The organism is Pseudomonas sp. HR96, assembly GCF_034059295.1.
GTDB lineage: Bacteria > Pseudomonadota > Gammaproteobacteria > Pseudomonadales > Pseudomonadaceae > Aquipseudomonas.
Genome location: NZ_CP139141.1, coordinates 4120674 through 4143871 on the forward strand (window position 1 = coordinate 4120674; position 23198 = coordinate 4143871).

Annotated in this window: 20 protein-coding genes; 2 read left to right on the forward strand and 18 right to left on the reverse strand. The window is 61.0% G+C overall.

What is annotated here, in order from left to right; genetic code table 11:
* Positions 1–34 precede the first annotated feature (34 nt).
* The 9 genes from sucD to sdhC all read right to left on the reverse strand — a co-directional run bounded on the left by sucD (position 35) and on the right by sdhC (position 11443).
* Positions 35–922, reverse strand: a complete 888-nt coding sequence (sucD, locus tag SFA35_RS18440; RefSeq protein ID WP_213877489.1) for a succinate--CoA ligase subunit alpha — start codon at positions 920–922, stop codon at positions 35–37.
* On the reverse strand, positions 922–2088 hold the full coding sequence (gene sucC / locus SFA35_RS18445) for an ADP-forming succinate--CoA ligase subunit beta (protein ID WP_320571967.1): 1167 nt from the start codon (positions 2086–2088) through the stop codon (positions 922–924). The genes sucD and sucC overlap by 1 nt, the downstream gene beginning before the upstream one ends.
* A gap of 205 nt (positions 2089–2293) precedes the next feature.
* Positions 2294–3730 (reverse strand): dihydrolipoyl dehydrogenase, encoded by a 1437-nt coding sequence (gene lpdA, locus SFA35_RS18450; RefSeq protein ID WP_320571968.1) that lies wholly within the window; start codon positions 3728–3730, stop codon positions 2294–2296.
* A gap of 111 nt (positions 3731–3841) precedes the next feature.
* A complete protein-coding gene (gene odhB / locus SFA35_RS18455) occupies positions 3842–5068 on the reverse strand; it encodes a 2-oxoglutarate dehydrogenase complex dihydrolipoyllysine-residue succinyltransferase (protein ID WP_320571969.1) in 1227 nt (408 codons plus the stop codon).
* 42 nt (positions 5069–5110) lie between these two features.
* Positions 5111–7942: a 2-oxoglutarate dehydrogenase E1 component gene (locus SFA35_RS18460; RefSeq protein ID WP_320571970.1), complete on the reverse strand. Its 2832-nt coding sequence runs from the start codon at positions 7940–7942 to the stop codon at positions 5111–5113.
* A gap of 275 nt (positions 7943–8217) precedes the next feature.
* The gene (locus SFA35_RS18465) at positions 8218–8922 is read right to left on the reverse strand and encodes a succinate dehydrogenase iron-sulfur subunit (protein WP_320571971.1); all 705 of its coding nucleotides are present in this window, start codon (positions 8920–8922) and stop codon (positions 8218–8220) included.
* A gap of 11 nt (positions 8923–8933) precedes the next feature.
* Positions 8934–10703 (reverse strand): succinate dehydrogenase flavoprotein subunit, encoded by a 1770-nt coding sequence (gene sdhA, locus SFA35_RS18470; RefSeq protein ID WP_320571972.1) that lies wholly within the window; start codon positions 10701–10703, stop codon positions 8934–8936.
* Positions 10704–10706: 3 nt separating this feature from the next.
* Positions 10707–11075, reverse strand: coding sequence for a succinate dehydrogenase, hydrophobic membrane anchor protein (gene sdhD, locus SFA35_RS18475; protein WP_320571973.1), 369 nt, complete (start codon positions 11073–11075; stop codon positions 10707–10709).
* Complete coding sequence (gene sdhC / locus SFA35_RS18480) at positions 11069–11443, reverse strand: succinate dehydrogenase, cytochrome b556 subunit (protein WP_320571974.1); 375 nt, start codon at positions 11441–11443, stop codon at positions 11069–11071. Before sdhC ends, sdhD begins: the two co-directional genes overlap by 7 nt.
* A gap of 374 nt (positions 11444–11817) precedes the next feature.
* Here sdhC and gltA point away from each other — a divergent pair, with 374 nt between their 5' ends.
* The gene (gltA, locus tag SFA35_RS18485; RefSeq protein ID WP_320571975.1) at positions 11818–13107 is read left to right on the forward strand and encodes a citrate synthase; all 1290 of its coding nucleotides are present in this window, start codon (positions 11818–11820) and stop codon (positions 13105–13107) included.
* A gap of 87 nt (positions 13108–13194) precedes the next feature.
* Here gltA and SFA35_RS18490 read toward each other — a convergent pair whose 3' ends face one another.
* The 6 genes from SFA35_RS18490 to SFA35_RS18515 form a co-directional block, all read right to left on the reverse strand.
* A complete protein-coding gene (locus SFA35_RS18490; protein ID WP_320571976.1) occupies positions 13195–13806 on the reverse strand; it encodes an START domain-containing protein in 612 nt (203 codons plus the stop codon).
* A gap of 61 nt (positions 13807–13867) precedes the next feature.
* Positions 13868–14125, reverse strand: a complete 258-nt coding sequence (locus tag SFA35_RS18495) for a YkgJ family cysteine cluster protein (protein WP_320571977.1) — start codon at positions 14123–14125, stop codon at positions 13868–13870.
* 112 nt (positions 14126–14237) lie between these two features.
* Positions 14238–14714 (reverse strand): translation initiation factor 2, encoded by a 477-nt coding sequence (locus SFA35_RS18500; protein WP_320571978.1) that lies wholly within the window; start codon positions 14712–14714, stop codon positions 14238–14240.
* Positions 14715–14816: 102 nt separating this feature from the next.
* The gene (locus SFA35_RS18505; protein ID WP_320571979.1) at positions 14817–16277 is read right to left on the reverse strand and encodes a PLP-dependent aminotransferase family protein; all 1461 of its coding nucleotides are present in this window, start codon (positions 16275–16277) and stop codon (positions 14817–14819) included.
* 161 nt (positions 16278–16438) lie between these two features.
* Positions 16439–17383 (reverse strand): electron transfer flavoprotein subunit alpha/FixB family protein, encoded by a 945-nt coding sequence (locus SFA35_RS18510; protein ID WP_320571980.1) that lies wholly within the window; start codon positions 17381–17383, stop codon positions 16439–16441.
* A gap of 2 nt (positions 17384–17385) precedes the next feature.
* A complete protein-coding gene (locus tag SFA35_RS18515; RefSeq protein ID WP_320571981.1) occupies positions 17386–18135 on the reverse strand; it encodes an electron transfer flavoprotein subunit beta/FixA family protein in 750 nt (249 codons plus the stop codon).
* A gap of 447 nt (positions 18136–18582) precedes the next feature.
* Between SFA35_RS18515 and SFA35_RS18520 the strand changes: the two genes are divergently transcribed.
* Positions 18583–20247, forward strand: coding sequence for an electron transfer flavoprotein-ubiquinone oxidoreductase (locus SFA35_RS18520; RefSeq protein ID WP_320571982.1), 1665 nt, complete (start codon positions 18583–18585; stop codon positions 20245–20247).
* A gap of 96 nt (positions 20248–20343) precedes the next feature.
* Here the strand turns inward: SFA35_RS18520 and SFA35_RS18525 are convergent, their stop codons facing one another.
* The 3 genes from SFA35_RS18525 to SFA35_RS18535 all read right to left on the reverse strand — a co-directional run bounded on the left by SFA35_RS18525 (position 20344) and on the right by SFA35_RS18535 (position 23198).
* Positions 20344–21093, reverse strand: coding sequence for a hypothetical protein (locus SFA35_RS18525; protein WP_320571983.1), 750 nt, complete (start codon positions 21091–21093; stop codon positions 20344–20346).
* Positions 21090–22268, reverse strand: a complete 1179-nt coding sequence (locus SFA35_RS18530; RefSeq protein ID WP_320571984.1) for an AAA family ATPase — start codon at positions 22266–22268, stop codon at positions 21090–21092. The genes SFA35_RS18525 and SFA35_RS18530 overlap by 4 nt, the downstream gene beginning before the upstream one ends.
* Positions 22269–22442: 174 nt before the next feature.
* Positions 22443–23198: an IclR family transcriptional regulator gene (locus SFA35_RS18535; protein ID WP_320571985.1), complete on the reverse strand. Its 756-nt coding sequence runs from the start codon at positions 23196–23198 to the stop codon at positions 22443–22445.

Here is a 23198-nt window from a genome sequence, read left to right on the forward strand (position 1 = left end):
GCAGCCTTTGTTTTCAACCGAGCAGCAAAAAGGCTTAAGCCTTCTTGATTTCCCAGCCGGTCAGCTCGGCCAGGGCCTTGCCGATGTCAGCCAGCGAACGGACGGTTTTCACACCGGCGTCCTGCAGGGCGGCGAACTTCTCGTCGGCAGTACCTTTGCCGCCGGAGATGATCGCGCCGGCGTGGCCCATGCGCTTGCCTGGAGGGGCAGTCACACCAGCGATGTAGGACACCACTGGCTTGGTCACGTTGGCCTTGATGTAGGCCGCAGCTTCTTCTTCAGCCGAACCGCCGATCTCGCCGATCATCACGATCGCCTCGGTCTTCGGGTCTTCCTGGAACAGCTTCAGGATGTCGATGAAGTTGGAGCCCGGGATTGGGTCACCGCCGATGCCGACGCAGGTCGACTGGCCGAAGCCGGCGTCGGTGGTCTGCTTCACGGCTTCATAGGTCAGGGTGCCGGAACGCGACACGATACCGACCTTGCCTGGCAAATGGATGTGGCCTGGCATGATGCCGATCTTGCACTCGCCCGGGGTGATTACACCTGGGCAGTTAGGGCCGATCAGGCGTACGCCCAGCTCGTCGCACTTCACTTTGGCGTCCAGCATGTCCAGGGTAGGAATGCCTTCGGTGATGCAGATGATCAGCTTGATGCCGCCGAACGCCGCTTCCAGGATGGAATCCTTGCAGAACGGAGCCGGCACGTAGATGACCGAAGCGGTGGCGCCGGTCTGCTCTACTGCTTCACGCACAGTGTTGAAAACCGGCAGGTTCAGGTGGGTAGTACCGCCCTTGCCTGGAGTCACGCCGCCCACCATCTTGGTGCCGTAGGCGATGGCTTGCTCGGAGTGGAAAGTACCCTGCGAGCCGGTGAAGCCCTGGCAGATAACCTTGGTGTCTTTATTGATCAGGACGCTCATTACTTGCCCTCCGCAGCTTTAACGACTTGTTGAGCAGCGTCGGTCAGGCTGGTGGCAGCGATGATGTTCAGACCGCTTTCTGCCAGTACTTTGGCGCCCAGGTCAGCGTTGTTGCCTTCAAGGCGCACAACCACCGGGATTTTCACGCCGACTTCCTTCACGGCGCCGATGATGCCTTCGGCAATCATGTCGCAGCGAACGATGCCGCCGAAGATGTTGACCAGTACCGCCGCGACATTGCTGTCGGACAGGATGATCTTGAACGCTTCGGTCACGCGCTCTTTGGTAGCACCGCCGCCGACGTCGAGGAAGTTGGCTGGCTTGCCGCCATGCAGGTTGACGATGTCCATGGTACCCATGGCCAGGCCGGCACCGTTGACCATGCAACCGATGTTGCCTTCCAGCGCTACATAGTTCAGTTCGAACTTGGCAGCGTGGGCTTCACGGGCGTCATCCTGAGATGGGTCGTGGAAGGTTTTCAGCTTCGGCTGACGGTACATTGCGTTGGCGTCGATGTTGATCTTGGCGTCCAGGCAGTGCAGGTCGCCGTCGGCCTTGATCACCAGCGGGTTGACTTCCAGCAGGGCCAGGTCGTGGTCCTGGAACAGCTTGGCCAGGCCAACGAAGATCTTCGCGAACTGGGCGACTTGCTTGCCTTCCAGGCCCAGTTGGAATGCCAGGTCACGGCCCTGGAATGGCTGAGCGCCAACCAGTGGGTCGATGGTGGCCTTGAGAATCTTTTCCGGGGTGTCGTGAGCGATCTTCTCGATGTCCACGCCGCCTTCGGTGGAGGCCATGAACACGATACGACGGCTCGAACGGTCGACTACAGCGCCCAGGTACAGCTCTTTGGCGATGTCGGTGCACGATTCAACCAGGATCTTGGTGACTGGCTGGCCATTGGCGTCAGTCTGGTAGGTCACCAGGCGCTTGCCCAGCCACTGCTGGGCGAAGGCCTTGGCGTCTTCCTTGTTGCGAACCAGCTTTACACCGCCGGCTTTACCGCGACCACCAGCGTGGACCTGGGCCTTGACGACCCACTCGGTGCCGCCGATCTTGTCGCAGGCTGCTGCAGCTTCTTCCGGGGTGTCGACTGCGAAACCCTGGGAAACTGGCAGGCCGTATTCAGCGAACAGCTGCTTACCCTGATACTCGTGAAGATTCATGCTTTTTACCGTCTTCGTTAGGTACTGCGCTTTCGGCGCTGCTCTCGGCTGCCTTGGCAGGGAGGGCCGCACCACCTGTGACTGCTGATCGCGCACGCTGTAGCCGGAACGTGGCCCGCTACCGCGCTGCGCGAGGTTGAGTCCGGCGCTCGTTCCGCGGCAGGCTTGTGGCTGCGACGGGCGGAGTGCCGTGGTTTCTTATTGTTTACCGCTTCTTGCGATTGGCGATGTGAATGGCGCCGCCATTCACTGCCAGCGCCGCTTCGTGCAACGCTTCGGACAGGGTCGGGTGGGAGAAAACCATCATCCCGAGGTCTTCGGCGCTGGTGCCGAATTCCATACCGATCGCGCCCTGTTGAACCAGTTCTGCAGCGCTCGGGCCGATCACGTGTACACCCAGTACGCGGTCGGTCTTGGCGTCGGCGATGACCTTGACGAAGCCGCCGGTGTCGTTGGCGGCCATGGCACGGCCGCTGGCGGCGAACGGGAAGGTACCGACATTGACTTCAACGCCTTCGGCCTTGAGGGTCTGTTCGGTCTTGCCGACCCAGGCGATTTCCGGGTGAGTGTAGATCACCGACGGGATCAGGTCGTAGTTCATCTGGGTCTTGTGGCCCTTGATGCGCTCGACGACCATCACGCCCTCTTCCGAGGCCTTGTGCGCCAGCATCATGCCGCGCACCACGTCGCCAATGGCATAGACGCCCGGGACGCTGGTGTTGCAGTGATCGTCGACGAAGATGAAACCGCGCTCGTCGATGTCCACGCCGCTGTCCGAAGCCAGCAGTTCAGTGGTCACCGGGCGACGGCCGACCGCAACGATCAACTTGTCGAACGTGATGGTCTTCTCGCCTTCGGCGTCGGTGTAGGTCACCACGACTTCGTCGCCGTTGACCTTGGAGCCGGTCACGCGGGCGCCCAGGGCAATCTTCAGGCCCTGCTTGGTGAGAGTTTTGTAGGCTTCCTTGGACACGGCTTCGTCGGCGGCCGGGAGGAATTTCTCCAGGGCTTCGAGCACGGTGACTTCAGCACCCAGGCGCGACCACACCGAACCCAGTTCCAGGCCGATGACGCCAGCGCCGATCACGCCAAGGCGCTTGGGCACGGCCTGGAATTCCAGCGCACCGGTGGAGTCGACGATGACGTTCTGGTCGACCGGGGCCGGCGGAATGTCGATCGGGCGCGAGCCAGAGGCCAGGATCACGTGGTCGGCTTCGACCACTTCGACCGAGCCGTCGGGACCGGTGACTTCGACCTTCTTGCCGGCCAGCAGCTTGCCGTGGCCTTGCAGGGTGGTCACGCCATTGGCCTTGAACAGGGTCGAGACGCCCGAGGTCAGGTTCTTGACGATGTTGGACTTGCGCCCGACCATCGCCGGCACGTCCATCTGCACACCGCTGTGGCTGATGCCGTGGATGGCGAAACCATCCTGGGCTTCGTGGAATTTCCACGAGCTGTCGAGCAGCGCCTTGGAAGGAATGCAACCGACGTTCAGGCAGGTACCGCCCAGCGCCAGCTTGCCTTCCTTGTCCAGGTATTTTTCGACACAGGCGGTCTTCAGGCCCAGCTGAGCGGCCTTGATGGCGGCAACATAGCCGCCGGGGCCCGCACCAATCACTACCACGTCAAATTTTTGCGACATAACAAAAGGTTCCCTTTTAGCTGCAAGCTTCAAGCTGCAAGCCCCGGGCAGCACCCGGTCGCACATCGCTGCAATGCGCGCCGGATTGCCCGCAGCTCACGGCTGCTTTGATCAGATGTCGAGCAAGAGACGCGCTGGGTCTTCCAGCAGGTTCTTGATGGTCACCAGGAAGGTTACCGCTTCCTTGCCATCGATCAGGCGGTGGTCGTAGGACAGCGCCAGGTACATCATCGGGCGAATCACCACCTGACCATTGATCGCCATCGGACGCTGGAGAATGTTGTGCATGCCCAGGATGGCCGCTTGTGGCGGGTTGACGATCGGCGTCGACATCATCGAACCGAAGGTACCACCGTTGGTGATGGTAAAGGTACCACCGGTCATTTCTTCCATCGACAGTTTGCCGTCGCGGGCCTTCTTGCCGAAGGTGGCGATGCCGCCTTCGATTTCGGCCAGGCTCATCTGCTCGGCGTTGCGCAACACCGGCACCACCAGGCCACGGTCGCTGGACACGGCCACGCCGACGTCGGCATAACCGTGATAGACGATGTCGGAACCATCGATCGAGGCGTTTACGGCCGGGAAGCGTTTCAGCGCTTCGGTGGCAGCCTTGACGAAGAACGACATGAAGCCCAGACGCACGCCATTGTGCGACTTCTCGAACAGGTCCTTGTACTTCGAACGCAGGGCCATGACTTCGGTCATGTCGACTTCGTTGAAGGTGGTCAGCATGGCCATGTTCGACTGTGCTTCGACCAGACGCTCGGCGACCTTGGCGCGCAGGCGGGTCATCGGCACGCGCTTCTCGGTGCGGTCGCCAACGGCGGTGACCACAGGCGCGGCAGCGGCGGCTGGAGCCGCCGGCTTGGCGGCCGGGGCGGACTTCTTGGCTTCGATGGCAGCAACCACGTCTTCCTTGGTCACGCGGCCGTCCTTGCCAGTGCCTTTGAGGCTGGCCAGGTTGATGCCGTTTTCTTCAGCCAGACGGCGCGCCGCCGGGCCGTTGGCGTCCTCCTCGGCGCCAGCGCCAGCGCCGGCAGCCGCAGGGGCAGTGGCAGGTGCAGCCGCTGGAGCGGCGGCCGGAGCGGCAGCAGCAGCGCCGCCCTCTTCGATGGAACCCAGCACTTCATCGGAAAGAACGGTGTCGCCTTCGTTCTTGACGATCGCGCCCAGCACGCCATCGGCGGTGGCGAGTACTTCCAGCACTACCTTGTCGGTTTCGATGTCGACGATCAGGTCGTCACGCTTGACCGCTTCGCCCGGTTTCTTGTGCCAGGTGGCAACGGTGCCATCGGCAACCGATTCCGGGAAGGTAGGGGCTTTGATCTCGATAGCCATTATCAGTGATTCCTTAAATTCGGTTTCTAGTGCGCGATGGCATTAAACGGTAAAAGCAGCGTTGAGCAGTTTTTCCTGCTGCTCGGCGTGCATCGAAGCGTAACCACAGGCAGGCGCTGCCGAAGCGTCGCGACCAGCGTATTCCAGCACGAGCGAACGCTTGTGGTTGCCGATGCTGCGACGCAAGTGATGCTGGCTGCTGTACCAGGCACCCTGGTTCATCGGCTCTTCCTGGCACCAGACCACGTTCTCGAGGTTGGTGTAAGGCGCGATGGCCTCCATCAGGTCGTCTTCCGGGAACGGGTACAGCTGCTCGATGCGCACGATGGCGATGTCTTCACGACCTTCGGCACGGCGTTTTTCCAGCAGGTCGTAGTAGACCTTGCCGCTGCACAGCACCAGGCGCGTGACCTTGGCGGCGTCGAGGCTGTCGATTTCCGGGATCACGGTCTGGAACGAACCGTGGGCTAGGTCTTCGAGGGTCGAGACGGCCAGCTTGTGGCGCAGCAGCGACTTGGGCGTCAGCACCACCAGGGGTTTGCGCAGTGGACGAATCACCTGGCGACGCAGCAGATGGTAGATCTGCGCCGGGGTGGTCGGCACGCACACCTGAATGTTGTGCTCGGCGCACAGCTGCAGGTAACGCTCCAGACGCGCGGAGGAGTGCTCCGGGCCCTGCCCTTCATAACCGTGCGGCAGCAGCATGGTCAGGCCGCACAGACGGCCCCACTTGTGCTCGCCACTGGTGATGAACTGGTCGATCACCACTTGTGCACCGTTGGCGAAGTCGCCGAACTGCGCTTCCCAGATCACCAGCGCGTTGGGCATGGTGGTGGAGTAGCCGTATTCGAACGCCAGCACCGCTTCTTCGGACAGGAACGAATCGTACAGGTCGAAACGCGGCTGGCCGTCGAACAGGTTCTGCAGCGGCACGTAGGTCGCGGCGTCCTTCTGGTTGTGCAGCACCGCGTGACGGTGCGAGAAGGTGCCACGGCCGATGTCCTGGCCGGTCATGCGGATCGGGTGGTTTTCGAACAGCAGGGTGGCGTAGGCCATGGTTTCGGCGTAGCCCCAGTTGATCGGCAAGCCACCGGCCTGCATCTTCTGGCGATCTTCGTAGATCTTCGAGACCTGGCGCTGAACCACGAAGCCCTCAGGTACGTCGAGCAGCTTGGCCGACAGTTCCTGCAGGGTCTTGAGGTCGAAGCTGGTGTCGTGACGGGCGGTCCAGGCGTGGCCCAGGTACGGACGCCAGTCGACGAAAAGCTCCTTGTTGGGCTCCTTGACCAGGCTCTTGACCACGTGCAGGCCGTTGTCCAGCGCGTTGCGGTACTCGTCGACCTGCGCCTGCACACCGGCTTCGTCCAGCGCACCGGCCTTGATCAGGCTCTCGGCGTAGAGTTCGCGGGTGGTGCGCTGCTTGGCAATCTGCTGGTACATCAACGGCTGGGTGCCGCTTGGCTCGTCGGCCTCGTTGTGGCCGCGACGACGGTAGCAGACCAGGTCGATGACGATGTCGCGCTTGAACTGCATGCGGTAGTCGATGGCCAGCTGGGTGACGAACACCACAGCTTCCGGGTCATCGCCGTTCACGTGCAGGATCGGCGCCTGGATCATCTTGGCAACGTCGGTGGCGTACTCGGTGGAGCGCGCGTCACGTGGGTTGCTGATGGTGAAGCCGACCTGGTTGTTGATCACGATGTGGATCGTGCCGCCGGTCTTGAAGCCGCGGGTCTGCGACATCTGGAAGGTTTCCAGCACCACACCCTGCCCTGCGAACGCGGCGTCACCGTGGATGCTGATCGGCAGCACCTTGTCGCCGGCCGCGTCGTTGCGACGGTCCTGGCGTGCACGCACCGAACCTTCGACCACAGGCGAAACGATTTCCAGGTGGGACGGGTTGAACGCCATGGCCAGGTGCACTTCGCCACCTGTGGTCATCACGTTCGAGGAGAAGCCCTGGTGGTACTTCACGTCGCCGGAGCCAAGCTCGACCTTCTTCTTGCCTTCGAACTCGTCGAACAGCTCGCGCGGGTTCTTGCCGAAAGTGTTGACCAGCACGTTGAGGCGGCCACGGTGGGCCATGCCGATGACGACTTCCTTGGTGCCGTACGAGCCGGACCGCTGGATCATTTCGTCAAGCATCGGAATCAGGCTCTCGCCACCTTCCAGACCGAAACGCTTGGTCCCCGGGTATTTGGTCCCCAGGTACTTCTCCAGGCCTTCGGCGGCAGTCACGCGCTCGAGCACGTGGCTCTTGCTTTCAGCGGAGAACACCGGGCGCCCACGCACGCTTTCCAGACGCTGCTGGAACCAGCTGCGCTGCTCGGAATCGGTGATGTGGGTGAACTCCGAGCCGATGGTGCGGCAATATGTCTGCTGCAACGCCTCGAGAATTTCGCGTAGGCTCGCCTCCTCCTTGCCGATGAACAGGTCGCCGGCACGGTAGGTCGTATCCAGATCGGCATTGGTCATGCCGTAATGGTTGATTGACAGGTCGGCCGGAGCCGGTCGCTTCCAGAGCCCCAGCGGGTCCAGCTGGGCCGCCTGGTGGCCGCGCATCCGGTAGGCCTGGATCAATCGCAGCACTTCAACTTGCTTCTTTTCGTGCTCGCTGCTCACGCTGCCGGCAGAAACCGGTTGCGCACGGCGCTGGTTTTTCGCCAGCAACACGAAATGGTCGCGAATGGTGGAGTGCGAAACGTCGGTGGCAGTGCTGCCTTCGGCGGGCAACTTCTGAAAGTAGGTGCGCCACTCTTCTGGCACAGCGTTAGGGTCGTGCAGGTAAAGCTCGTAGAGCTCTTCCACATAGGCAGCGTTACCACCTGAAAGGTAGGCGCTGTTCCACATGCGCTGCATCACGCTTTCTTGCATGCTTGGTCACCCTCGGTTAGGGGCCCACCATCCGTGCGCATGACAAAATGGCCCGGGCAGCCTGCAAGCCGCCAATCTACCGGGTCGTTCGCCATCGTACAGATAGTCCGGGTACCAGCCCGGATGCCCCTGCTGGTCTCATTACTTCAAGATAAAAGCGAAGGCCTTGCGGCCCTCACTCGGGTTATCGCCAGGGCGCTGGCTTCGTTACCAGCGCCTGACGGCTTGCGGTGCAACAGATTGCAACAGGTGTAGCTGAACGGGTAAACGGCGTATCAAGTACCGCTTTGCAGCAACATGTTGCGTACGTGACCGATGGCCTTCGTCGGGTTCAGACCCTTGGGGCAGACGTTCACGCAGTTCATGATGCCGCGGCAGCGGAACACGCTGAACGGGTCATCCAGCGACGCCAGACGCTCGTTGGTCTGGGTGTCGCGGCTGTCGGCCAGGAAGCGATAAGCCTGCAGCAGAGCGGCGGGACCGAGGAACTTGTCCGGGTTCCACCAGAACGACGGGCAGGAAGTCGAGCAGCAAGCGCACAGAATGCACTCGTACAGACCGTCCAGCTTCTCGCGTTCTTCCGGGCTCTGCAGGCGTTCGATAGCCGGCGCCGGGGTATTGTTCAACAGGAACGGCTTCACCTTCTCGTACTGCTTGTAGAAGATGCTCATATCGACGACGAGGTCACGAATCACCGGCAGGCCGGGCAGCGGGCGAATCACCAGCTTGTTGTTCTTGACCACCGCCGACAGCGGCGTGATGCACGCCAGGCCGTTCTTGCCGTTGATGTTCATGCCATCCGAACCGCACACGCCCTCGCGGCACGAGCGACGGTAGGAGAAGCCTTCGTCCTGCTCTTTGATCAGAGCCAGTACGTCCAGCACCATGACGTCCTTGCCACCGGTGTCGATCTGGAATTCCTGCATCTTCGGCGCAGTATCCTGATCGGGGTTGTAGCGATAAACACTGACTTGCAACATGGCGGCCACCCTCAGTAAGTCCGGATCTTGGGTTCGAACGTCGGAACTGTCTTCGGCGAGAAGTTCACGGCACGCTTGGCCACGCGTTTTTCACCCGGGAAATACAGGGTGTGGCACAGCCAGTTTTCATCATCACGATCTTCGAAGTCTTCGCGGGCATGCGCGCCGCGCGACTCTTTGCGATGCTCGGCGGCGATCGCCGTGGCCTCGGCCACTTCCAGCAGGTTCTGCAACTCCAGCGCTTCGATCCGGGCAGTGTTGAAGCCCTGGCTCTTGTCGTTGATCTTGACGTTGGCGATGCGCTCGCGCAGGCCAGCCAGCTGGGCGATACCTTTCTGCATGTATTCGCCGGTGCGGAACACGCCGAAGTAGTTCTGCATGCAGCTCTGCAGCTCTTTGCGCAAGGTGGCGACGTCTTCACCGGTGGTGCGCGCATTGAGGCCGTCGAGGCGGGCCAGGGCCACTTCCAGGTCAGTCTCGCTGGCACGACGGTAGTCGATGCCTTCGCTGAGGGCTTTTTCCAGGTGCAGGCCGGCAGCACGACCGAAGACCACCAGGTCGAGCAGCGAGTTGCCGCCCAGACGGTTGGCACCGTGTACCGATACGCAGGCCACTTCGCCGACGGCGAACAGGCCTGGAACGATGGTGTCGTTGCCTTGCGCGTCCTGGGTGATGGCCTGGCCATGAATGTTGGTGGCAACGCCGCCCATCATGTAGTGGCAGGTCGGCACGACCGGAATCGGCGCAACGGCCGGGTCGACGTGGGCGAAGGTCTTGGACAGCTCCATGATGCCTGGCAGGCGGCTGTGCAACACTTCTTCACCGAGGTGGTCGAGCTTGAGCATCACGTGGTCGCCATCGGGACCACAGCCGTTGCCGGCGATGATTTCCTTGACCATGGAACGGGCAACCACGTCGCGACCGGCAAGGTCCTTGGCGTTCGGAGCGTAGCGCTCCATGAAACGCTCGCCGTGCTTGTTGATCAGGTAGCCGCCTTCACCGCGGCAACCTTCGGTGACCAGTACACCTGCGCCGGCAATACCGGTTGGGTGGAACTGCCACATTTCGATGTCCTGCACCGGCACGCCGGCGCGCAGCGCCATGCCAACGCCGTCGCCGGTGTTGATCAGGGCGTTGGTGGTGGACGAGTAGATGCGGCCTGCACCGCCAGTCGCCAGTACCGTCGCGTTGGCGCGGATGTACGAGGTTTCGCCTGTCTCGATGCAGATGGCGATGACGCCAACGATGGCGCCGTCCTGGTTCTTCACCAGATCCACTGCGTAGTATTCGTTGAGGAATACAGTTCCGGCCTTCAGGTTGCCTTGGTACAAAGTGTGCAGCAAGGCGTGACCGGTACGGTCAGCGGCCGCGCAGGTGCGCGCAGCCTGGCCGCCCTTGCCGAAGTCCTTGGACTGGCCGCCGAACGGACGCTGGTAGATACGGCCCTGCTCGGTACGGGAGAACGGCAGGCCCATGTGTTCGAGCTCGAACACCGCTTCCGGGCCGACGGAACACATGTATTCGATCGCGTCCTGGTCACCGATGTAGTCGGAACCCTTGACGGTATCGTACATGTGCCAGCGCCAGTCATCGTTCGGGTCGGCCGACGCGATGGCACAGGTGATGCCGCCCTGAGCCGACACAGTGTGCGAACGGGTCGGGAAAACCTTGGTTACCACGGCGGTCTTGTGACCGCCTTGAGCCAGCTGCAGCGCTGCGCGCATGCCGGCACCGCCACCACCAATGATGATGGCGTCGAAAGTCATCGAATTAATTGCCATGAATCAGATACCCCAAAGAATCTGCACGCCCCAGACGAAGTACACGAACATCGCAATGCCGCATACCGCCTGAAACAGGAAACGTATGACTGTCGCCGACTTGCCGAACGCCATCGGCGTCAGGTAGTCGGTGGCGATGGTCCACATGCCAACCCAGGCATGGGCACCCAGGGCCACCAGTGCCAACAGGCTGAAAATACGCATCCACAGGGCGGAGAACAGTGCATGCCACTGGGCATATTGCAGCCCGGGGTGCACCACGAGGTAGATGATCAGGAACAGAAAATAAGCCGCGAGAACGACCGCCGACACACGTTGCGCCATCCAGTCATAGAGGCCCGAACGCGAGAGGTTCGTGACGTTGGTTACCATATCCAGACTCCTGCCAGAACGATCAGCACCAGGGAAACGGCGATGACGATTTTCGAGCCCAGTTTTCCGCCTTCCAGCGTTTCACCGATACCCGTATCCATGATCAGGTGGCGCAGGCCCGCCACCAGGTGATACAGCAGGGCGGATAACAAGGCCCAGATCACAAGCTTGACCAGCGCGCTGGTCATAAACGCCTTCACCTCGCCGAAGCCTTCCTCGGAGCCGAGGGATTTGCCCAATGCATAAAGCATGATGGCAATGCCCACGAACAGGATGACACCGGAAATACGATGGAGAATGGACGTGTAAGCAGTGACAGGGAGTTTGATGGTCCTTAGGTCTAGGTTTACAGGTCGTTGGCTATTCACGGCTTTTTTTCACACTGAAGAGCCCCTAGCAAGCAGGGCAAGTTGTCGGGAAGTGTACTGGTCAGGTACCCACCACCCAGGAAGTGACGACCCCGTTCGGCGCTTGAAAAGCCCCGGGCGGTCGGCTGCCGAGTATAGACAGTTAGGATACTAATGACAACGAGAGCGCGTAGTCATCGTACAACTGCAAAAGTCAACCCGGGTGTGCCGTACATCGACCCCGATCGAGGGTGCAAATTCGCTGAAAACCCGTCAGGATGGCGGTCTCTGGCCTGCCCCTGCGGCAAATTGACATTCGCATTTATCCCACTATAGTGGTGCGGGCCCTGCGTGGGGGGTCTGTCTGATGATACCAAGCATTAATAGGAGGCCACATGGCTGACAAAAAAGCGCAGTTGATCATCGAGGGCGCAGCCCCCGTCGAGCTGCCGATTTTAACCGGCACCGTGGGTCCTGATGTGATCGACGTCCGGGGCCTGACTGCCACGGGCCGTTTCACCTTTGACCCAGGTTTCATGTCGACCGCCTCTTGCGAGTCGAAAATCACCTATATCGACGGTGATCAAGGCATTCTGTTGCATCGCGGCTATCCAATCGAGCAACTGGCCGAAAAATCCGACTACCTCGAAACCTGCTATCTCCTGCTCAACGGCGAATTACCCACTGCCGAAGAGAAAGCCAAATTCGTCAGCACCGTGAAGAACCACACCATGGTTCACGAACAGTTGAAGACCTTCTTCAACGGTTTTCGTCGCGATGCCCACCCCATGGCCGTGATGTGCGGTGTGGTCGGCGCCCTCTCGGCCTTCTACCACGACTCCCTGGACATCAATAACCCGCAGCACCGCGAAATATCCGCCGTTCGCCTGGTGGCGAAGATGCCGACCCTGGCGGCGATGGTCTACAAGTATTCCATGGGCCAGCCCATGATGTACCCGCGCAACGACCTGTCGTACGCGGAAAACTTCCTGCACATGATGTTCAACACGCCGTGCGAGATCAAACCGATCAGCCCGGTGCTGGCCAAGGCCATGGACCGCATCTTCATCCTCCATGCCGACCACGAACAGAACGCCTCGACCTCTACGGTGCGCCTGGCGGGCTCTTCGGGTGCCAACCCGTTCGCCTGCATCGCCGCCGGCATCGCCGCACTGTGGGGCCCTGCCCACGGCGGTGCAAACGAAGCGGTGTTGACCATGCTCGATGAAATCGGCGATGTCTCCAACATCGACAAGTTCATCGCCAAGGCCAAGGACAAGAACGACCCGTTCAAGCTGATGGGCTTCGGTCACCGCGTCTACAAGAACCGCGACCCACGCGCCACCGTGATGAAGCAGACCTGCGACGAAGTGTTGAAGGAACTGGGCATCAACAACGACCCGCAGCTCGAACTGGCCATGCGCCTGGAAGAGATCGCCCTGACCGACCCGTACTTCATCGAACGTTCGCTGTACCCCAACGTCGATTTCTACTCGGGCATCATCCTCAAGGCCATTGGCATCCCGACCAGCATGTTCACGGTGATCTTCGCCCTGGCCCGCACCGTCGGCTGGATCGCCCACTGGAAGGAAATGCTCTCCAGCCCGTACAAGATCGGCCGCCCGCGCCAGCTGTACACCGGCGAGCTGCAGCGTGACGTCAATACCCTGGACGAGCGCAAGTAAGCTGTACCGTCGATAAAAAAACCCGCCGATAATGGCGGGTTTTTTATGTTCGTATCCAGTGAACAGTTACATCGCACTACCCAAGAATCACTGCTCGGCCCGCTGCTTCAATGCCTTCAAGGTATTGAACGGCGCGTCGACCACAAACTTGTTGGCAACGAACGACGGCACGCTGCCGCCTGGCTCGGTGTGCACCTGATAGGTCACCTGGGTGCTATCGGGACCTTTGGGGGTCAGCTTCCAGAAGCCCTTGACCTCGGTGACCCGCACGAATCCCTTTTCTTCAGGCAGGTAGGTCGGTACACCCTCGAGGTTGCGGGTGACGGTGCCATCTGTACCGATCGAATTGGTCACATGCAGCACCGAATCTCGCGGCGTGACCGGCCAGGGCGTATTGAACTGGGTGTAGGTCCAGGCTTCGTCGCCAGTGGTCTTGAGCAACTTCTGCTGCTTACATTCGTGAATCCAGGTGCAGGCACCCACCACATCTTCCTGCAGCGCGCGAATCTTGGCCACGCTGGCCTGGATCAGCGTCTCGCCGCGATAGGCCTTGTAGGCCGAGCCCGGTACATCGCTCAAGGACACCTTGATGCCGTCGGCATCCTTGGCCGTCTGCCAGTCTTCCGCCTGCGCCGCACCGGCCAGCAGAAGAGGCAATGCCAGGGTGGTTGCAACAGCCATTCGATGAAGCGATGCCATGGTCGTTATCCTTATTGTCTGGTCGATCGATCTCTAATCGGGTTTATGCCTGCCTGTTTCACTACGCCACCGCCGTGGCCTGCTCCCACCATGTGAGCAAGCTCAGCGCCTGCTCGTCGCTGGCACCGCACACATCCGGGTCGGCCTGAAACTGGCCGCACACCGCCGGGCGCTCGGGCAGGCCGAACAGCTGGCAGAGGTTGCCCGGGCTCAGTTGCACGCAACGCACCCCGGCTGGCTTGCCGTCGGGCATACCAGGGATGGGGCTGCTGATGGATGGAGCGATGCAGCAGGCGCCGCAGCCTTCACGGCAATTCATGGTCAAGCATCCTCGGCAGGAAACGCAGGTCGATGTTACCCGCTAAAACAGGCGTTTGAAATTGTCGCAGGCAGATTTTCGATGAAGTCTGACTGACCGGCCGGTCATCGGCTCACTGCTTGAATTCGAAGTCCAGCGCAGCGCCCTCGACCTTGCGTGCTTCTTCGTTGCGCAGTTGCAGCTGCATTTCATTGCTCAACAGGCGACCGTTGAGCTGAAAGGAGTCTTCGGATTTCTTGTCGGGAAACAGCTGCGGCAGATAGCCGTCGTGGATCGGCTTAGCGGCCTTTTGCCCGGGGGCCTGCAGGTTTTTCACCACATCGGTGGGCAGGCTGAGGTCCAGCTTGGCCTCGGGGACTGGCGCGGCGATGGCATCGGCCTCCTTGCGCGCCTTGGTCTTGCTGGCAGCGGTGGCCTTCTTCGACTTGGCAGCCGGCGTCTTGTGTGCGGCGGGCTTGGCCGCCGCTGACTTGGCCGGCGTGCTCTTGGCCGCAGGCGCCGCATCCGTGGCAGGCGTAGCCGCACTCACGCTGGCAAATGGCGTAGCGAGACCCAACAGCAGCACAACAACACAACGCAAGGCGGTCATAGATGGCAGGCGACTCAAGCAGATGACTCATATGCTCACCGCATGCGCGACGCTTGACAAGAGCCAGCTGGCGCCACATCGGTAAACCTTAGGTAAAGACGATCAATACAGAATGTCGGACAGGCTGTGCCCGGAAGCCACCTCCTGGCACAGCTGACTGGCCAGCATCCCTAAAGTCATGAGTGCGCGTTCAGCCTCGCGGTTCCACGGGATACCGCAATTGAGGCGAATACAGTGGTTGAACTGCTCGGTATTGCTGAAAATCAGCCCCGGGGCGATGCTGATGCCCTGCTCCAGGGCCCGCACGTGCAGCTCCTGGGTGTTGACCCGCTCGGGCAGGCTCAACCATAGGATGAAACCGCCGCTGGGCCGGGTGATCTGCGTGCCTTCAGGGAAGTACTGCTGGGCCGCCAACTGATAGGCGCTGAGATTCTTGCGGTATTCCTGGCGAATGAAGCGCAGGTGGCGATCATAGCCGCCGTTTTCCAGATAACTGGCAATGCCCATCTGGGTCACGCTGCACGCCGAATGGGTGGTGAAGGTCTGCAGGCGCTGGATCTGCGCCTGGAACTTGCCGGCCACCATCCAGCCGATGCGTACCCCGGGCGACAGCGTCTTGGAGAAACTCGAGCAGTACAGCACCTGGCCCAGGCGGTCGTAGGCCTTCAGCGCCTTGGTCTTGCCCTGCTCGAACATCAGTTCGCCATAGATATCGTCTTCCACCACCTGGATGTCGAAGTCGGCGACCAGGCGCAGCAGCTGCTTCATGCGCTCCTCGGGCATGGTCCCGCCCAGCGGATTGCTCAGCCGCGGGGTCAGCACCAGGGCCTTGATCGACCACTGGTTGGCCGCCAGCTGCAGGGCTTCAAGACTGATGCCGGTGGTAGGGTCGCTGGGGATTTCGATGACCTTGAGCCCGAGCAGGTCGGCCAGTTGCAACAGCCCGTAATAGGTCGGCGACTCGGCGGCGATCAGGTCGCCGGGGCGGGTCAGCACGCGCAGGGCCATCTGCAGGGCGTCGACGCAGCCATGGGTGATGACGATCTCCGAGGGATCGACCACCACTCCGGCGTCGCGCATGCGGATCGCCACCTGCCGGCGCAATGGCTCGAAACCGGGGCTGAACATGTAGCTGAACGCCCGCGGGCTCTGGAAACGGGTGACCTTGGCGATCTGCTGGTGCAGCGCCCTGACCGGCAGGTAATCGACCCGCGGGGTGGCCGCGCCCAGCGGGAACACGCCGTCTCGCCGCGACTCGTCGAGCACCTGCTGGATGATACTGCCACGGGTGACCAGGCCCGGCCGTTCGACCCGGGCGATATCCGGGGTCGCCGCCGTCAGCGCCGGCGTCTGGTGCACGTAGTAGCCCGACTGCGGCCGCGCACGGATCAGGCCCTGGTCTTCGAGGTTGGCATAGGCCTGCAGCACCGTGGCATGGCTGACATTGAGCTGCGAGCTCATCTTGCGCACCGACGGCACTTTTTCACCGGGCTGGTAGACACCCCGGCGAATGTCTTCGGCCAGTTGCTGGGCGATGCGCTGGTAAAGCAGGAGGCTGGTCATGGGCGCTGACTCGGGCGGATTGCGGACCGTACAGTTGTGAAGTGTACCGGGGCAGTTCCCTGCGATGCAAAGGGTGGTGCGATGTGGCGGAGCTTGAAGCCAAGCGGTGGATAATAAAAAGCCGGCCTTGCGGCCGGCTTCGGTGATTCCCCGGGAGGCAATCAGACCAGTTTTTCGAGCTCGGGCACAGCCTCGAACAGATCCGCCACCAGGCCGTAGTCGGCCACCTGGAAGATCGGCGCTTCTTCGTCCTTGTTGATCGCAACGATCACCTTGGAGTCCTTCATGCCCGCCAGGTGCTGGATGGCACCGGAAATGCCGACGGCGATGTACAGCTGCGGCGCGACGATCTTGCCGGTCTGGCCGACCTGCATGTCGTTGGGCACGAAGCCCGCGTCGACGGCGGCGCGCGAGGCACCGACGGCAGCGCCAAGCTTGTCGGCCAGGGCGTACAGGTGCTTGAAGTTGTCACCGTTCTGCATGCCACGGCCGCCGGATACGACGATCTTGGCGGCGGTCAGTTCAGGGCGATCGGACTTGGCCAGCTCTTCGCCCACGAAGGACGACTTGCCGACATTGTGCGCAGCAGCCACGGCTTCAACGGCAGCCGAACCACCTTCGGCGGCGACGGCGTCAAAACCCGTGGCGCGCACGGTGATGACCTTGATGGGCGCGGTCGATTGCACGGTGGCAATGGCGTTGCCGGCATAGATCGGACGCTTGAAGGTGTCGGCCGATTCCACCGAAACGATCTCGGAGATCTGGTCGACGTCCAGCTGGGCAGCCACGCGCGGCAGGATGTTCTTGCCGTTGGCGGTGGCAGCGGCCAGCACGTGGCTGTAGCCCGAGGCCAGCTCGACGACCAGCGGCGCGACGTTCTCGGGCAGCTGGTGCGCGTAGGCGGCGTTGTCGGCCACCAGCACTTTGGCCACGCCGGCGATTTTCGCGGCAGCCTGGGCCACGCTGTCGACGCCCTGGCCGACGACCAGCACGTGCACGTCGCCGCCGATTTTGGCAGCAGCCGCGACGGTGTTGAGGGTGGACGGTGCAACGGCGGTGTTGACCTGCCCTTCGGTTACATAATCAGCGATAACCAGAATAGTCATGATCAGATCACCTTCGCTTCGTTTTTCAGTTTCTCGACCAGTTCAGCCACCGACTTGACCTTGATGCCAGCGCTGCGTACAGCCGGCGCCTCGACCTTCAGCGTCTTGTTGGTGGAAGCCACCGACACGCCCAGCGCTTCAGGGGTGACGGTTTCCAGCGGCTTCTTCTTGGCCTTCATGATGTTGGGCAAGGAAGCGTAGCGTGGCTCGTTCAGGCGCAGGTCAGTGGTGACGATGGCCGGCAGGTTCAGGGCCACGGTCTGCAGGCCGTCGTCGACTTCGCGCGTGACGTTGACCTTGTCGCCGTTGACTTCGACCTTGGAGGCGAAGGTGCCCTGGGCGTAGCCGCTCAGTGCCGCCAGCATCTGGCCGGTCTGATTGTTGTCGCTGTCGATCGCCTGCTTGCCGAGAATCACCAGCTGCGGCTGCTCCTTGTCGACCACGGCCTTGAGCAGCTTGGCCACCGCCAGTGAGGTCAGCTCTTCGCCGTGCTCGATCAGGATGGCGCGGTCGGCACCCAATGCCAGAGCGGTGCGCAGTTGCTCCTGAGCGGTGGCCGGGCCTACGGTGACCACGACGATCTCGCTGGCCACGCCCTTCTCTTTCAGGCGCACGGCCTCTTCGACGGCGATCTCGCAGAACGGGTTCATCGACATCTTGACGTTGGCCAGGTCGACGCCGGAGTTGTCCGCCTTGACGCGAACCTTGACGTTGTAATCAACCACTCGTTTGACAGCTACAAGAACCTTCATGGATTCCTCGTTACTTTCCGGTGAAAAGAAAGTCGCCCGCAGGCGTCGTTCGTTGGCCCAAGGGCACCTGTAAAAACGCGGCAGGCCGTGCGTGAAGGGGGTCGCCCCGTGTAAACTCCACGACAATAGTGTCCGAAACTTGCCGACAGCGGCCTTGGCCTTGCTTTTACAGGGGCTCCTGGCTGTCGCGAATGAGCAATGTCATACGCAAAACCGACCGTATCTTGACCGCATCACTACAGCGGGTCAATACGCGGAACCCACCGGTCACGCCCTTGCCCACTGCGGTTTACCTGCCCTGCGGATAATTCAAACAAACGTTTGTATTGGACCCTCCCGGTGGTGTAGATATAATGCGCCGCCTGAGCAAAAGCGCCCGCATGCCTGCGTGCGACGCTGGTGACACCCATTAGAAAAAGGCCTGATGAGCCTGGTAGGAGAAAACCTGTGGAACGCGAATTTATGGAATTCGACGTGGTCATCGTCGGGGCAGGCCCCGCTGGCCTGTCTGCCGCCTGCCGCCTGAAGCAGAAGGCCGCCCAAGCCGGCAGCGAAATCAGCGTCTGCGTGGTGGAAAAAGGCTCCGAAGTGGGTGCGCACATCCTCTCCGGCGCCGTGTTCGAGCCGCGCGCCCTCGACGAGCTGTTCCCCGACTGGAAAGAACTCGGCGCGCCGCTCAACACCCCGGTCAGCCGTGACGACATCTATGTGCTCAAGAGCGCCGACAGTGCCAGCAAGGTGCCGGATGCCTTCGTCCCGCACACCATGCACAACCACGGCAACTACATCATCTCACTGGGCAACCTGTGCCGTTGGCTGGCCCAGCAGGCCGAGAACCTGGGCGTGGAGATCTACCCCGGCTTCGCCGCCCAGGAAGCGCTGATCGACGAGCAGGGCGCGGTGCGCGGCATCGTCACCGGCGACATGGGCGTGGACCGCGAAGGCCACCCCAAGGACGGCCTGTACACCCCCGGCATGGAACTGCGCGGCAAGTACACACTGTTTGCCGAAGGCTGCCGCGGGCACATCGGCAAGCAGCTGATCAAGCGCTACAACCTGGACAGCGACGCCGACGCCCAGCACTACGGCATCGGCCTCAAGGAAATCTGGGACATCGACCCGGCCAAGCATCAACCGGGCCTGGTGGTACACACCGCCGGCTGGCCGCTGGAAATCATGGGCCACGAAAACACCGGGGGCTCGTTCCTCTATCACCTGGAAAACAACCAGGTGGTGGTCGGCCTGATCGTCGACCTGTCCTACGCCAACCCGTACCTGTCGCCGTTCGACGAGTTCCAGCGGCTCAAGCACCACCCGGTGATCAGCCAGTACCTGGAAGGCGGCAAGCGCGTCAGCTACGGCGCCCGGGCCATCTGCAAAGGCGGCCTGAACTCGCTGCCCAAAATGGTCTTTGCCGGCGGCGCGCTGATCGGCTGCGACCTGGGCACCCTGAACTTCTCCAAGATCAAGGGCAGCCACACCGCCATGAAGTCCGGCATGCTCGCCGCCGACGCGGTGGCCGAGGCATTGGCCGCCGGCCGTGAGGGCGGCGACCTGCTCAGCGGCTATGTCGACGCCTTCAAGGCCAGCTGGCTGCATGACGAACTGTTCGCCAGCCGCAACTTCGGCCCGGCCCTGCACAAGTGGGGCGCGCTGCTCGGTGGCGCGTTCAACTATGTCGACCAGAACTGGTTCAAGGGCAAGCTGCCCTTCACCCTGCACGACACCAAACCCGACTACGCCTGCATGAAGCTGGCGAGCGAGTCGAAAAAGATCGACTACCCCAAACCCGACGGCAAGCTGAGCTTCGACAAGCTGAGCTCGGTGTTCCTCTCCAGCACCAACCATGAGGAAGAACAGCCCTGCCACCTCAAGTTGACCGACCCGAGCATTCCGATCAGCAAGAACCTGCCGCTGTACGACGAACCGGCGCAACGCTACTGCCCGGCCGGGGTGTATGAGGTGGTAACGCAGGAGGACGGCGAGAAACGCTTCCAGATCAACGCGCAGAACTGCGTGCACTGCAAGACCTGCGACATCAAGGACCCTTCGCAGAACATCACCTGGGTAGCGCCGGAAGGCTCGGGCGGGCCAACCTACCCGAATATGTAAGCCAACCGGCCTGCGGCCCCTCCCCCGCTGGAAGTGGGGAGGGGTCGAAGACCCCGAGAGGCCTTACAACATGGCGATTATGGCAAATGTGCAGCGCTAGTTCTTGAAGATAGCCTCGATAGCAAGTTTCATCTGCTGCTTGAAACCGTTGAAACTGGGCATATCAACCCTGTCTACGTCCACCTCTTGCGCCAAGGCCACTAAATCATCGCGGGTCACCCCCTGCAGGCCCAGGAGCTGAGCCAAATGAAGCTTCGGCGAACGATGCTCGGAATCCTGATTGCCCGCGAGACTGGATTCAAGCAGATGGCAATGTTGGTACGGCGGCTTTCTAGCATGGCATATGAACCATGCCTCGGACGTAGGTTTTGGAATCATGGCCACACCACTCATGCTCTGGATTTCAAACCCTTTGGCCACGCCGCTGACGATGATGCCTTGCAAGTCGGGGGTTTTGCGCAAAAGCGCTTGAGTGCCGTCAGTATCATGAAAGTACACACAAAGATTCGCGTCGCGCTCCAATGCGAGCTTACTTAAAGCCCATGCACCTTTTGCATGCTCCACACCACCGCGCCCGTTGTGATGCGTCTGGAACAGGTTGGGCTTGAGCGTCTTGGTGACCCGCGAACGCTCGCCTCGGCTGACAAGGTAAGTAGGGATTGGAATATCTGCATTCCAGTCATACAGTTCCTGATACCAAGCTGGCGAATAGAGACGGATCAACTTGTAGATCAGAACGAGGGCAGGACCAGGCTGAATGTCTGCCCCCTCACTGACCGCCAATTCTCTGCGCGAGACGCCAATATCCGTAACGCCCTCGCCGCTGACAGCAATTGCCCGAATCATTCGCTCCGCTCTCGCCTCAGACGCAAAATTTCTTCGGCCTCTTCAGCGATGACTGATTGGGGAATGTCAATCATGGCCTCTCCTGGAGACAGAGAGTCGAGTTTGCGCGAAGCAGAAGGGACATCGAATAGACGAATCGCCCGTGTTACGCCATCAGCGCGCTTATAGACAAACACAATTGCCTGCCGCGCCAGCTCATCGGTCAAGAAATTCAAGACCACCGGGGAGTGGGTAGTAACCAGACTCTGCTTGGGCGACTCAATCAAAGCATCGACCAGCATTTGAGTGACTTCGGAATTCACACCATTTTCAATTTCGTCATAAAGCAAAAATGAGTTCACGCTGAAGCGTTGTGCCGAGATAGCAAGGAGACGCATGAAACCATCATTGATGTGACGAGCTTCAGTTTTCAAGCTTTCCCCATTACCAATAGATTCCTCGATCTCAATTTTTATCCATCCCCCCGCTACTGAGGAAGTATGAATGCCGATCAACTGCGGATAGTAGCGACGTAGGTCCAGAACAATTGATTGCCTTTGCTCTGAAGACAATCCATGGAGAAACGCAGAAAGCTTTTCCCCGCCCAGCCCAATGTCCGGCAGCTCCCCAGCTCGGGAGCGTTCACGCAAGAGGTTAGGCGCCAGCAGATCAAGCGAGCGAAAACCACTGATGAAATTTCGAATCGCCAACAACTCTGGGCCCAAGACCTCTGGCCTGATCTGAGAAAAAACCGTGCCAAGAAAGTTGAAATCCACTGACCTTGGCTCACCGTCGTCAAGGCGGTAGCTTCTTTCGTTCGCATGAAATATAGTGACGGGATCCTCATCGGAATAACGACTAATATTCTCGAACGTGCAAGCCATCTTCGTGCGATTGAATCGGGCCAACCAGAAATAATACTCCCTCCCTATCCTAAATTTGACCTGAAAGGTAATAGACTGCTTTCTACCCGGTTTGAACGTCAAATCGGCGGCCTTCCAACCCCGAGCACTCAACCATCGATCAGGCGCCCCCTGAAACAAACTGGCTATAAAATCAAAGAGCTGAAGTATTGTACTTTTGCCGGCACCATTGAAACCTACCAAGCAAGTGAACTCTGCAACACGCAAATCAAACTCAACCAGCGACTTAAAGTTATCGACATAGACCGATTCAACTTCTTGCTCTCGCCGCATTTCTATATCTCGTCCGCCACCACTTGCACTGAATTTCGAAAAAGACCAACATGTCGGGCCAAGGTCTTCTCGCTCAGCCCGCACAATAGCACATGGCTCCCAGCCAAAAAATGCTGGCAAGAGAGGTGCACGGAATGAGCTAGTCAAAGTCCGAAACGACGGCCCTTTTACAGGTCACCCTCCCCCCAGCTCCCCGCTGATCCGCGCCGCCGCTTCCTGCGCCACCGGCACCAGGCCCTGCATCTTTTCCAGCGACATGTACGGCACCGTACTGGCAATGCTCAGCGCGGCGACGATCTGCCCGCTGGCGTCGCGGATCGGGGCGGCCACGCAGCGGATCGACGGCTCGTTGTCTTCCAGGTCGAAGGCATAGCGGCCGGTGACGTAATCGAGCATGCGCGCCTGCACTGCTTCCCAGCTCTGGGCCGGTTGACACAGCTCGTACAGCCGATGCCACTCCTGCGGGCTGCTGTCGAGCAGCAGCGCCTTGCCGATGCCGGTGCGCAGCAGGGGCATGCGATGGCCAACCCGCGAGCGCATTTCCGGGCCGTTGCGCCCCGGCAGCTTGTGCAGGTACAGCACTTCGTCGCCGTCGCGCACGGCCAGGTGAATGGTGTCGCCGGTCAGCGCCGAGAGCCGATCGAGAAAGGGCGTGGCCAGGGCAGCGAGCGGTACTTCCTCGCGCGCCTGAAAGCCCAGCTCGATCAGCCGGGGCCCCAGCAGATAGCCCACTTGCGGCATCACCCGCAGGTAGCGCTCGTCGACCAGGCAGCTGGCCAGGCGGTGGGTGGTGCTGCGGGTGGTGCCGATGCGCCGGGCGATCTCCTTGAGGTCGCGGGCACCGGCGGCCACCGCCTGGATCACCGCCAGACCGCGCAGCAGGGTCTGGGTACCCGTGGGGGCGGCGGGCGTTGCGGCATCATCCTGCAT

Coding starts and splice junctions, on each gene's coding strand:
- sucC (WP_320571967.1), bottom strand. CDS start 2,088: ATGAATCTTCACGAGTATCAGGGTAAGCAGCTGTTCGCTGAATACGGC.
- SFA35_RS18495 (WP_320571977.1), bottom strand. CDS start 14,125: ATGAATTGCCGTGAAGGCTGCGGCGCCTGCTGCATCGCTCCATCCATC.
- SFA35_RS18515 (WP_320571981.1), bottom strand. CDS start 18,135: ATGAAGGTTCTTGTAGCTGTCAAACGAGTGGTTGATTACAACGTCAAG.
- lpdA (WP_320571968.1), bottom strand. CDS start 3,730: ATGTCGCAAAAATTTGACGTGGTAGTGATTGGTGCGGGCCCCGGCGGC.
- SFA35_RS18535 (WP_320571985.1), bottom strand. CDS start 23,198: ATGCAGGATGATGCCGCAACGCCCGCCGCCCCCACGGGTACCCAGACC.
- SFA35_RS18510 (WP_320571980.1), bottom strand. CDS start 17,383: ATGACTATTCTGGTTATCGCTGATTATGTAACCGAAGGGCAGGTCAAC.
- SFA35_RS18460 (WP_320571970.1), bottom strand. CDS start 7,942: ATGCAAGAAAGCGTGATGCAGCGCATGTGGAACAGCGCCTACCTTTCA.
- SFA35_RS18505 (WP_320571979.1), bottom strand. CDS start 16,277: ATGACCAGCCTCCTGCTTTACCAGCGCATCGCCCAGCAACTGGCCGAA.
- odhB (WP_320571969.1), bottom strand. CDS start 5,068: ATGGCTATCGAGATCAAAGCCCCTACCTTCCCGGAATCGGTTGCCGAT.
- gltA (WP_320571975.1), top strand. CDS start 11,818: ATGGCTGACAAAAAAGCGCAGTTGATCATCGAGGGCGCAGCCCCCGTC.
- sdhA (WP_320571972.1), bottom strand. CDS start 10,703: ATGGCAATTAATTCGATGACTTTCGACGCCATCATCATTGGTGGTGGC.
- SFA35_RS18525 (WP_320571983.1), bottom strand. CDS start 21,093: ATGATTCGGGCAATTGCTGTCAGCGGCGAGGGCGTTACGGATATTGGC.
- SFA35_RS18500 (WP_320571978.1), bottom strand. CDS start 14,714: ATGACCGCCTTGCGTTGTGTTGTTGTGCTGCTGTTGGGTCTCGCTACG.
- SFA35_RS18530 (WP_320571984.1), bottom strand. CDS start 22,268: ATGCGGCGAGAGCAAGAAGTTGAATCGGTCTATGTCGATAACTTTAAG.
- SFA35_RS18490 (WP_320571976.1), bottom strand. CDS start 13,806: ATGGCATCGCTTCATCGAATGGCTGTTGCAACCACCCTGGCATTGCCT.
- sucD (WP_213877489.1), bottom strand. CDS start 922: ATGAGCGTCCTGATCAATAAAGACACCAAGGTTATCTGCCAGGGCTTC.
- SFA35_RS18465 (WP_320571971.1), bottom strand. CDS start 8,922: ATGTTGCAAGTCAGTGTTTATCGCTACAACCCCGATCAGGATACTGCG.
- sdhD (WP_320571973.1), bottom strand. CDS start 11,075: ATGGTAACCAACGTCACGAACCTCTCGCGTTCGGGCCTCTATGACTGG.